We start from the raw sequence: 292 nt of genomic DNA, 5'->3' as shown, positions 1-292 counted from the left end.
TCTAGTGAGAATGTTCGCCTTTCGTAAAATATTCTAGTCTTTTCGTTTATTCTAACACACAATATTCGCATTAACAACAAATTTACGGTTATTTAGGAAAAAACAAAGAAAAACGCCCGTAAACTACGAACGTTTTTTTACTTCTTCATAAATAAAATCAACAATATCAGATAGGACCTCAAAATGCTCAATAGCAGCATCTGGGACATCTACATGAAATTCATCCTCCAAATTAAGAACAAATTCCATGATTTCTACTGAATCTGCTGCAATATTATCTGCCAAAGTAGAT

At 32.2% G+C, this 292-nt stretch carries 1 protein-coding gene; it reads right to left on the bottom strand.

All coding sequences use genetic code 11. The features are described 5' to 3' along the window. Positions 1 to 123: 123 nt before the first annotated feature. The coding region (locus C1E99_RS00530) for a phosphopantetheine-binding protein (protein ID WP_105206302.1) at positions 124 to 292 on the bottom strand (169 nt) is incomplete at its 5' end.

This window comes from Streptococcus suis, from assembly GCF_002964045.1.
GTDB classification, from domain to species: Bacteria; Bacillota; Bacilli; order Lactobacillales; family Streptococcaceae; genus Streptococcus; species Streptococcus suis_U.
Note: the sequence above shows the minus strand (reverse complement) of the source record. Positions and strands in the feature narration are given on the sequence as shown.